This is a genomic window from uncultured Nostoc sp., from assembly GCF_964245445.1.
GTDB lineage: Bacteria > Cyanobacteriota > Cyanobacteriia > Cyanobacteriales > Nostocaceae > Nostoc.
Window position 1 is genome coordinate 1 of sequence record NZ_CAXTNE010000273.1, and the last position, 10,483, is coordinate 10,483.

Genomic DNA, 10,483 nt, shown 5'->3' on the forward strand with positions numbered 1-10,483 from the left:
CAACCCCGTTTCTGCCTGGATTAGAGACTTTTTTTTTACGTCGAACTCAGGTCAAGGCAGATACAACGAAGCCGAACCCCTTTACATCCAAGCTTTGGCACTCAGGCACAAGCTGCTGGGAGAAGAACATCCAGATGTCGCACAAAGTCTCAACAACCTAGCGGGACTCTACAACTCCCAAGGCAGATACAGCCAAGCCGAACCATTGTATATGCAAGCATTAGATATTTTTGAGCGACGGTTAGGCACAAATCATCCTGATACTATTACTGTGCGTAATAATTTAGCACACTTACGCGATCGCCCCTCCTCAAATCAAGAATAGGCAAGTTTTGTGCAAAGCGTACCATGTTAAAAGTTAGATTTGCGTTAGCGATCATGCAGCGTTCCGCAGGAAAGCTTACCGTACCCCTACGGGGAAGCAAGCTACACGTAGCGTTTCGTAGAGAAGGTATCGCCTAAACTAAAATTCATATTGAACTAAGTAAAAATGCCTGATTACTTACTCAAAATAAGCTTTGATTTACTCAAAAGCAGCTTTTACTTTCTCATTTTAGTGTTTTCCGCAAGCAAAAGCAGCTTTTACTTTCTCAAACCCCAGTTTACTTACTCATTTTGGTGTTTTCCGCAAGTAAAATGAGCTTTTACTTTCTCAAACTCCAGTTTGCTTTCTCATTTGAGTAATTCACGCATTCATTTTGGTATATCATTGAGCCGAAAGCTTGCTACGCTACCCCCGGATTTCTTCTAAGAAACTTCTTGTGCTGTGGGGTTAACGATTAAATTGCAACCAATTTTTTGAGCGGCTTTCTTCTTTTTCTGGAATTGGTATCAGGAGTGAGAATGGGCTAAACGCCCCGCTACCGCTAACAGAATTAATTCTGACCGAAAAAAGTGAATTAATATCTAACCTTCAAGTAACCGACGTGCATAAGCGATCGCTTCTATTGTTGTTGAAACTTTCCCCTCAGCTTGTGCTACACCAATTTCTCTCAAAAGTTGCCCGATAATTGGCGAAGCTGGAATATCTAATGCTATAATTAGCTCCTTCCCGCTCACTAGTGGAGTGGGATGAGCGACCAGATCATCAGGGTTCAGGTAGCGGTTGATCAAAGGTGCCCAAATAGGGCAGCATTTTGCTTTGGTTTCCACTGCTGTGTGTAGTGGCTTGTCACCAGACATCGCCTCTACTAAAATATCAAGTGCTACAGCTAATACTGTCGTAGCGGGAAACACAATATTTGCGTCATGAAAGAAAAAGTATTGTTCTCGCAAAGACATATCGACTACTTGAAGCTGCGGTAACAGTTTCAAGGCAGTGGTTACACCCCGGATTTCGGCACGACTATAAGTTAGTTCCTGTAGCTCTATTTCTGCTAATTCCGGATCTGGGTTGACAAGACAAGCAAGTTTGGCAATACCTAACCAAGTGGTTTTGATACTATCGCGGACATATTCTTGCAATTGTGTCCCTAATTGTTGCCAATTTTGGATCATTAAAGCAGCTGCTTTGTCAACTGCTGCTAGTTTGAGCAAGCTTTCACGGGTGGCATTTTTGAAGAAAGGGGCAAGTAAACCATCTTCCCAAGCACTTGTGATCCAAGGAGTACCCTGAGAATTGCTGAGTAGATAGCCAATTTCTACCCTAACTCGTTCGGCTGCAACTTTGCTGATATGTGATGCCAAAGAACGAATTGCGGCTTGAGTAGCTGGCTCAATAGTAAAACCTAATTGGGCGGCTTGGCGATAACCTCGCATTAACCGTAAAGGGTCATCTTCTAGGTTCGCAGGTGATACCATTCGCAAAATGCCCTGTTGTAAATCTACATAACCTTGCAGAGGATCGATGATTTCTTGGGTATGGGGATTATAAGCGATCGCATTTACTGTAAAATCCCGTCTGTGCAAATCAACTTCTATACTATCTCCTTCCTGCTGGGCAAAGTCAGCCGTGGCGTGGGGAAAAACCACACGAGCAATTTGTCGTTCTGCATCGAGTAACACAAAACCAGCTTTGTAATGATGAGCGATCGCTCTCGCTACCTTTACCGCCTTAGATGGTATAACAAAATCTAAATCCAGATATTCGCGAGTTCTGCCAAGGAGAGCATCTCGTACAGCGCCACCTACCATGTAAGCGGGTTGTGGCAAGAATTCCAAGCTGAAAGGCCAATTTTCGGGAGCTAATACCATTTTGGATTTTAGATTTTAGATTGTGTACTCCTACGGTGAAGCAAGCTACGAGTAGCATCTTGTAGAGAAAAGTAGAGGCTACGGTGTCAGTGGCGGGTTTGAATCCCCCACGCTGTTGATTTTGATCGAAAACGGACTTTCCTTGCTCCGCTCCTGAATTCTGAATTCTGAATTCTTCTTCAAGCATTGTAATAAAAATCAACCCAGCAACTCATGAATAACAGTTGGGCTTACGTTAGATTAACAATAAAGGCCCCTGGAGTTGGTTCTATTATGTGTATTTGCGTGAATTGCCACTATGTAGACCGATGTGTTACCTATCATGCTGTAGAAGGGCAGCACCAACAGCCTCACTTGACCGAAACACCGAACTTTGATCCGAATGAACCTTCTATCAATGTCAACATTCGGACTAAAGATGATGTAATTGAAATGGAATGGGATGTTGTTGGTTGTCTGAGCTTTAAGCGAGAAACGGGTAAGTGGTCGAAGTTGCGTCCTGGTGAATTAGTGCCGACTTGACAGAAAATGATTGGTGTATCTTACAGCTATTTTCAGCTAAATAGACAGGCGGTAGGGGCACAGCATTGCTGTGTCCTTACGTCAGATGTGGTTCAAATAGATGATTTCTGCTGTAATGAGATTTCGTTCTTCAATGATCGCGAATTCATGGTATGGGGAGGAGATGTCAGGAAAGCGATCGCTATTAGAGAGTGAACAGCAAGCGAACATTTGCGATCGCCTACGGCGGACGCTTGCGCCATCGCATTCTAATTTTGTTGAAACAGCAAAACTTTTGCCCTGAGACTTCTGTTCGTAACCTATTCAATTAAGAACTGCTATGTTATATGCTTAAATAAATAGCGTTAACTCTATAAAAATAGATATTTTAAGTAACTTTGACAACGGAATTAAAAGACCTTGCAATAAATAAATACGCTTTAGCACTACATACCACCACACCAGAATTAGGTTTGGCAATTAGTAACTTTGCTGGTGAAAATCGCTCTCAAATTTGGAATTTGGGGCGTGATTTATCTAGCTTAGTGCATCAACATTTAATTGAATTTATCAAACCGCAAACTTGGGCAGATTTGTCCTTTATCGCAGTTGCAAAAGGGCCTGGCGGCTTTACAGGAACTCGAATTGGCGTTGTCACTGCTCGCACTTTAGGGCAACAGTTAGATATTCCTGTATTTGCGATTTCTACTTTGGCTGCACTAGCTTGGTCAGAAGCAGGTAAAAGTCAAAATCCCAAAACCATTGCTGTGGAAATGCCAGCACAACGAGGTCAAATTTTTGCTGCTATTTATCAGTTTGAGCCAGATGTTTCTAAACTAAAAGTGTGTTTGCCAGATAGAGTGTTGACACCCGAAGCATGGCAGGAAACTTTAGTGAATTGGAACACTGATTATCAGTTGATTCAAGCCCAATCTGGGTTAGCAGCAACGGTGACAAGTATTTTGGAACTAGCTAATCTCGATTGGCAAGAGGGCAAATTCCCTAATTGGTCAGAGGCTTTGCCATATTATGGGCAGCATCCAGTACAGGGTGCATAATGCTTCTAAACTATTTATAAACATAGGACTAGGGCGTGTTTTCAAAGTCTTAGATTCCCCCAACCTCCCTTAAAAAGGGGGGCAAAAACTTATCAAAGTCCCCCAATTTATCGGGGGATTTAGGGAAATCTAAAAAGTTAGGAGGCTAAACGAGTAGTTTGAAAACACGCCCTAGTCCTAAAACATTGATAGCAGAGGGGGAGTAGTAAAGGTGAAACGTGAGTGTTAAATAGCAAGTACTACAAACAGCGATGGCTGCGCCAACGCCTGCCGTAGGATGCCCAAAGGGCTGTAGGGCGAACGCATTCTCAGAAATGCGCTTCCAGGAACTTGTAGTAAGAACTTGTTATCTTTAACACCACAGCTTGATTTTTGCTCAAATTTATGCCATCTCCCTTACCATCATCTGTATTCATGCTTGTATTAGGACTTGCCATAACTCAAACCTTTGGATGCACAACTCATAAAGATAATTCAGCGATCGCTCAAACTTCACCAAAGCCAGCACCTCAAGAAATCGTGCAACTAGGAGAAGTTCGACCTCTACCAGGCAAGTTGAATACAATACCCGTTTTTAACAGCAATAGCCCAGAATGGATTAAAACCGAGGGTATTTTAGTTTCTACCTTTCCTACAAATGGTAAAAAAGTTCCAGCAGCGCACCTCAATTTTCCTTTGGAGGGACGCTTTGACTTATTCGCCCACCACTACAGCCACACTCCCAAGGATTTACAAACGCTATACCTGGGGGTAATTCTGTATAACCCTGGTAAAAAACCTGTAACAGTAGATGTATTGCAAGCAGCGAGTTATTTGATGCAGGATGCGCCTTTTGTCACCTTATCCCCCTACATAGAAAATAACGATGGTAAGGCTTACTCAGGGCCAGGCGATGTCTAGCGACAAGCCGCTAAGAGCGTCTACGCGCTGTTGGTGATGTACTCCGAGGTGTTCGACAAGCAGATTTTCCGGCAAAGCTGATAATTCCTCCAGGAAAAAGTCAGATGTTACTAAATCATCCGATTCCTGTACGAAATCTAGAAAAGCCCGTGAATGGTCGCTCTAGCTTTATGCGGCTGCGGAGTAGCGATCGAGTTTATGTGGCAAGTTTAGCAATGTTTGCCAAGAAAAATTCTGATAATACAGAACGCCAACCCACTCTCGCAGAATGGGAAGCTTTACTAAATACGGGGAACTTCGCCGGGCCGCGAGATAAAACCCCAACTCCTCCAAATGCTACCAGTGGCGCACTGATTTATGGGCGTGTAGCTGGTGTGTCTAGTGGTTCCCAATGGCAAGCAAAGTTGGTGGATAATCCCCAAAGCCCAAATCTGACTATTCCCCAGCATGGCAAAGCTATTTCTTATGCTTTAGACACATTGCTTAGTGGTCGATTGGGCACTCAACAAATCCAAACGGCCAAAATGCTGGTACGTTATCCAGATACGGCTTATGAAGCACATGGTAATTATGGGGTGGAATATAAACTCACCTTACCCTTAAGCAATAATACTAACCAAAACCAGACTGTAACTGTTACTTTAGAAACACCTTTGAAGGAAGATAAATTATCCCAAGGTGGTCTGCGTTTCCGTAAACCATCCCTAGATTTTCCTTTCTTCCGTGGTACAGTGCGGCTACGCTATTTCGATGACCAAGGTGAACAAAAGACGCGCTACATACATCTATGGCACAGAACTGGTCAGGTGTTAGAACCGTTGGTACAGCTTGTACTTCCACCTTTGACTAAGCGGATAGTACAGGTAGATGTGATTTATCCGCCAGATTCGACACCACCGCAAGTGCTGAGTGTAAGAACTTTAGAAAAGTGAGAAATACTTCTTCAGCCCGGAAACTGTCAAGGAGATCAAAAGCTGGTTATCAAGAAAAGTTATATCATGTCCGCATAATTAATTCATTACTTTAATATATATGAGTAACGGATGGTGCATACCTTTGTTATTTGCTAGTCTTTTGTTGAACAAAATAATTAGATTAGCTGAAGCTCCAAAAGAACTTAACTTAGGAGCAATAAGTATTTTACCAATGATGGCATTGTTCTAAAACAGCCACAGCCAAAGTGGGAGAGTAAGCAACAATAGTATAGCCCCAGCAGCTAAGGCAGTAACTGCCAGATCGCGATCAAGATTGAATGTCTCAGCAATTACCAGTGTGCTAAAAGCTGGAGGCATTGCCATTTGTAAGACAATTACCTTTGCTGTGGAACCAGTTAATCCAAACAGTGGTAAGATACTGCCCAATATCAAGGGAACTAGCAGCATTTTGATTCCCAAGCTCATCCCTGCTTGTGGTAAGCTACGCCAAGATTTGAGCAGCCCTAGTCGCATTCCTATTAACACAAGAGATAAAGCTACACTACTCCAAGCAAATTTCTCCAAGCAGAATTCTACTACTGTAGGAATTGTCGCTTCCCGAACCAGCAAGCCAAATCCGAAACTCCATAGGGCAGGATTAATTAAAATGGCCTTAATAATCTGCCAGTGATTCTGGACACCGCCGCCAAAACGGGCTGCTATTAGAACACCCAAGCCATAGGCTCCTGGGAATGAACCTAACAAATCGTAAAATAGCGCCCAAGCAAAGTATTCCTTGCCTAGTATTGCTAAGGTGATGGGAAAACCAAGATAACCTGTATTACCCAACATTGCTGCTAATATCAAGCTAGCCTGAGTTGGTGGTTGGGGGACAGTATTTCTAAAATAGGCTTGTCCTTTAATCCCTAACCAAGCTAAAAATGCTCCCAGTAAAATGGCGAGGTAAGCGATCGCAGGTGCAATCCAAATTTGCCCCGACAAGCTAGATTGACGCAAAAACGATACTATGCTGATGGGTACTCCCACCCAAAAAAGAAACTGTCCCAAACGTGTAGGAACTGTCACAGGAAGTTTGCGTCCCAGAATAAAACCTACCAGGACTAATCCTCCCAGCTTGACGTATAGTTCTAAAAGGTTTGTCAAGATTGCGCCTAAAAACCACAGATGTAAAATGCTACCTGTTACGTTTACTTTTGTCCAGTGCAAAATCTGTTATGGTTATCCCACAAAAACAGGAGTTTACCCTTGAATAAGGCTGGGTTTTCTGGAAAACCGCAAAACTCATCAAATGACTTTGGTGATGATATTCCAGTGGCTGTACGCGATACCCCTGATGCAACACCTAAATTTTGGTTGCAACCCCGAATTTGGCTTTTTGGGGGAGTTGCAGGATTTATCCTCCTGTTTTTAATTAGCGGTTTTTTGTATTTCGTCACTGCACCTAAAAAAACCGCCGATTCTCAACTTTTACCAGCTACTTCTGCTCCTGCGAGTCCAGCAGCATCTAATAATTCCAGCGATACTGTGTTAGGGCATTTTCTATATCCAGAAGCCCCTGAGTCAGAACTAGTAACCATCTCCGCAAACAGGGGCATTAGAATGCGAAAACCTGCTGCCCAAAAGTTTGAGGAGATGGTAGCAGCAGCGCGGCGTTCAGGTGTAATATTAGTGCCAATTTCTGGCTTTCGCTCAGTCAAAGACCAAGAGCAGTTGTTTTTTGCTGTCGGTGCCCAACGAAATCAAACGCCAGCACAACGAGCTGCCCTCAGCGCTCCTCCTGGTCATAGCGAACATCACACAGGTTATGCTCTGGATGTTGGAGACGGTTCAGTACCAGCAACTAATCTCCAAACTAACTTTGACAATACCAAGGCTTATCAGTGGCTGCAAGCTAATGCAGCGCGTTTTGGCTTTGAAATGTCATTTCCTAAAGATAATGCTCAAGGTGTGAGTTATGAACCTTGGCACTGGCGTTTTGTAGGCGATCGCGATAGTTTGGAAATGTTCTACAAAGCCAGAAATTTGAAACCCGCTAAATTATCACCATAGGAGACAGGAGTCAAGATAATTCGCTCAGGAGTAATCGGTTTTACTCCTTCTCCCCTAATGGAGGCTGAAGTACTAATTCCGTAAGAACTGGACAGTAGTATTCAGCAATTTTCTTAGCGATCGCATCTGGCCGGGAAATTTTATCTAGATTGCAAAGCAAAATCACGGTAATTTTGTCATCAATAAAGCGGGTAATGTTACTTGCGAATCCTAAAATCGAACCATTATGACCCACTACTCGGCGATCGCCATAATTAAATACCCACCAACCTAAACCTGCAACATATCTTAATTTTTCCCAATCATCCCTTTGATTGGGAAAATGAGGAGTCCACATTTTATTAAGGGTTGATTGCTTTAATAGAGTTCCACCACAAAGCGCCTGTTCCCACTTCACCATATCTTCTACACTGGAAAGTTGACCTCCAGCAGAATAAGTAACAGAAGGACTGTAGTAAGGTTTGTTAACGAGTTTGCTGTTTGGCAAGCGATAGCCAGCAGCCCGGTGTGGCACTATGTCTTTGGGATCATTCATCACGGTTGCGTTCATTCCCAAAGGAGCAAAAATGCGCTCTTGCAACAAATCTCCATAAAATTGTCCAGTTACCTTTTCTAAAATCAAACCCAGTAGATAGTAGCCTGTGTTGTCATAGGCGCTAAACTCACCCGGTTGGAATTTGAGAGGTAGGTGAGTAACTAGAGCCAAAATTTCAGATTTCGATAAATTAAGATGGGTAATTTCCCAATAGTTTGGAGCATCAGTATAGCTAGGAATTCCAGACTGATGAGACAGAATATGTTGAATTGTGACATTTTGCCAAGCTAGGGGTAGATGATCGAGATAATCTGCGATCGGATCATCTAGCGAAATTACCCCTTGTTCCACCAACATCATTACGGCTGTAGCGGTGAAAGTTTTACCGACAGACGCAATTTCATAAACTGTGTGTTCAGTAGCTGAAACAGAGTGTTCAATATTTGCCAGTCCATAGCCTTTAACTAAAACAGGTTCACCTTCCTGCACCACTGCAATAGAAATTCCTGGAATCTGGTTTTGAGTTATTATGGCTCGAATATAGTCGTCAATCATAATTGGCAACACTCAGTACAAGTGTACAATGCCCCCTACCCTCTGCCCCACGTCTAGTTTCGTCTGCGGTTTTCTGGACTCTTAGGCACTGGTTTTTGATACTTACTTGGATATTTGCGCTGAAAATATTCTTCCATAATTTGTAAAGGCTACTAGATGGGGTCGAGCTTTTGGCTTTAAAACCAGCTAGATTTACCCAAATTGGATAAACTTTCACCTCTCCCCTTCCCCCCTAAAAGGGGAGAATAGGGTTCGAGGAGATAATTTAGGAAATTACTAGCTTTCGGAAGTTTCCTGAGAGAACTTTTTATGAATGGTTTTAGTGGATTCCCCATCAGCAGCTACCGTTATGAGATAGTCCATTAAACCATCTGAAAAGGGAAGACGTAGGTGGAAAGTACCATCAGGTTTGATTTTGATGGAATGGCCACCAATGTTTACGCTTGTATTTGGTTGGGTTGCTCCATGAATAATCAACTCAGCATCTGCTACAAACCAAAAATCTTCGTGGGAACGGCTGAAAACCCGAACATTAGGTGAACGGGCTATAAGTAACCAACGATCGCCACCAACGATATAGCCAATTTCAACCATGTAGTCGCGATCGCTGACGGGAATAGCCACAAAGCGATCGCGTGTTACTTCTTCACATTCATACTGCTGTACAAGCTGGGGATTTTGATAACTCAAGTCAATCCCAGTCACATCGTAGAGCCGCACTAGCAATTGGGAGCCGCCCTGTTGTCGCAGTGCTTCGTTGTGAGCTTTGGAAATGTGCCAAGAGACATAAGCCCATTTAGGAGTGCGGGGTGTGAGCAAAATACTGCTCTCCTCTTCACTACTCTCTTCTTGGACATCTACCAAGCCAATAGGTGTTTCGGTTGTTAATGCTACATCTTCAACGGTGGGATTTGTATGAACAATAGGTGTTTCGGTTGTTAATGCTACATCTTCAACGGTGGGATTTGTATGAACAATAGGTGTTTCGGTTGTTAATGCTACATCTTCAACGGTGGGATTTGTATGAACAATAAGTGTTTCGGTTGTTAATGCTACATCTTCAACGGTGGGATTTGTAGGCATTAGGCTGAAGACACGAACGATCGCTGAACGGGCGATGAACAACCAGCGACCACCATCAGCGACATAGCCAATTTCAGCTATGTAGTCGCGATCGCTAATGGGAATTTCCACAAAGCGATCGTGTGCTATCTCGTCACATTCATACTGCTGGACAAACTGAGGGCTTTGATAACTCAAGTCAATCCCAGTTGCATCATACAGCCGCACTACCAATTGAGAGCCGCCCTGTTGGCGCAGCGCTGCTTTCTTGGTTTCAGAAATCTCCCAAGAGACATCAGCCCATTGGGAAGTACGAGGTATGAGGACAATACTGCTTTCTTCTTCACTGATCTCTTCTTGAGCGTCTTTTAAGTGAATATCTGTTTCATCCGCAATCGCCACATCATCAACTATGGGATCTGGATGCACTGGACTGAAGACACGAACAATTGGTGAACGGGCGATGAACAACCAGTACTCGCCATAAGCGACATAGCCAATTTCTGCTATGTAGTCGCGATCGCTGATGGGAATTTCCACCAAGCGATCGTGTGCTGTCTCGTCACATTCATACTGCTGGACAAAGTGAGGGCTTTGATAACTCAAGTCAATCCCAGTTACATCATACAGCTGCACTACTAATTGAGAGCCACCCTGTTGGTGCAGCGCTGCCTTTTTGACTTCGGATATCTCCC

Annotated in this window: 9 protein-coding genes and 1 pseudogene; 6 read left to right on the forward strand and 4 right to left on the reverse strand. The window is 43.4% G+C overall.

Annotated elements, in window-relative coordinates:
• On the forward strand, positions 1–325 hold a 325-nt coding region (locus tag ACFE90_RS31055; RefSeq protein WP_375506187.1), incomplete at its 5' end, for a tetratricopeptide repeat protein.
• A gap of 581 nt (positions 326–906) precedes the next feature.
• On the opposite strand, the gene ACFE90_RS31060 is transcribed toward ACFE90_RS31055, so the two are convergent.
• Positions 907–2,193: a CCA tRNA nucleotidyltransferase gene (locus tag ACFE90_RS31060; protein ID WP_375506188.1), complete on the reverse strand. Its 1,287-nt coding sequence runs from the start codon at positions 2,191–2,193 to the stop codon at positions 907–909.
• A gap of 273 nt (positions 2,194–2,466) precedes the next feature.
• On the opposite strand from ACFE90_RS31060, the gene ACFE90_RS31065 reads away from it, so the two are divergent.
• The 4 genes and pseudogenes from ACFE90_RS31065 to ACFE90_RS31080 all read left to right on the forward strand — a co-directional run bounded on the left by ACFE90_RS31065 (position 2,467) and on the right by ACFE90_RS31080 (position 5,584).
• Entirely contained in the window at positions 2,467–2,715 is a 249-nt protein-coding gene (locus ACFE90_RS31065) for a Ycf34 family protein (RefSeq protein WP_100899275.1), read from the forward strand.
• Between the two features lie 133 nt (positions 2,716–2,848).
• The gene (locus tag ACFE90_RS31070) at positions 2,849–2,998 is read left to right on the forward strand and encodes a hypothetical protein (protein ID WP_375506189.1); all 150 of its coding nucleotides are present in this window, start codon (positions 2,849–2,851) and stop codon (positions 2,996–2,998) included.
• Between the two features lie 94 nt (positions 2,999–3,092).
• The gene (gene tsaB / locus ACFE90_RS31075; protein WP_375506190.1) at positions 3,093–3,752 is read left to right on the forward strand and encodes a tRNA (adenosine(37)-N6)-threonylcarbamoyltransferase complex dimerization subunit type 1 TsaB; all 660 of its coding nucleotides are present in this window, start codon (positions 3,093–3,095) and stop codon (positions 3,750–3,752) included.
• 384 nt (positions 3,753–4,136) lie between these two features.
• Positions 4,137–5,584: pseudogene (locus ACFE90_RS31080) on the forward strand (DUF3370 domain-containing protein).
• 228 nt (positions 5,585–5,812) lie between these two features.
• On the opposite strand, the gene ACFE90_RS31085 reads toward ACFE90_RS31080, so the two are convergent.
• Positions 5,813–6,730, reverse strand: coding sequence for an AEC family transporter (locus ACFE90_RS31085; protein WP_375506191.1), 918 nt, complete (start codon positions 6,728–6,730; stop codon positions 5,813–5,815).
• Positions 6,731–6,832: 102 nt separating this feature from the next.
• Here ACFE90_RS31085 and ACFE90_RS31090 point away from each other — a divergent pair, with 102 nt between their 5' ends.
• On the forward strand, positions 6,833–7,636 hold the full coding sequence (locus ACFE90_RS31090) for a D-alanyl-D-alanine carboxypeptidase family protein (RefSeq protein ID WP_375506192.1): 804 nt from the start codon (positions 6,833–6,835) through the stop codon (positions 7,634–7,636).
• 40 nt (positions 7,637–7,676) lie between these two features.
• Here the strand turns inward: ACFE90_RS31090 and ACFE90_RS31095 are convergent, their stop codons facing one another.
• Both ACFE90_RS31095 and ACFE90_RS31100 read right to left on the reverse strand, forming a co-directional pair.
• Entirely contained in the window at positions 7,677–8,726 is a 1,050-nt protein-coding gene (locus ACFE90_RS31095; RefSeq protein ID WP_375506193.1) for a serine hydrolase domain-containing protein, read from the reverse strand.
• A 276-nt stretch (positions 8,727–9,002) separates the two neighbouring features.
• The coding region (locus ACFE90_RS31100; RefSeq protein ID WP_375506194.1) for a DUF4912 domain-containing protein at positions 9,003–10,483 on the reverse strand (1,481 nt) is incomplete at its 5' end.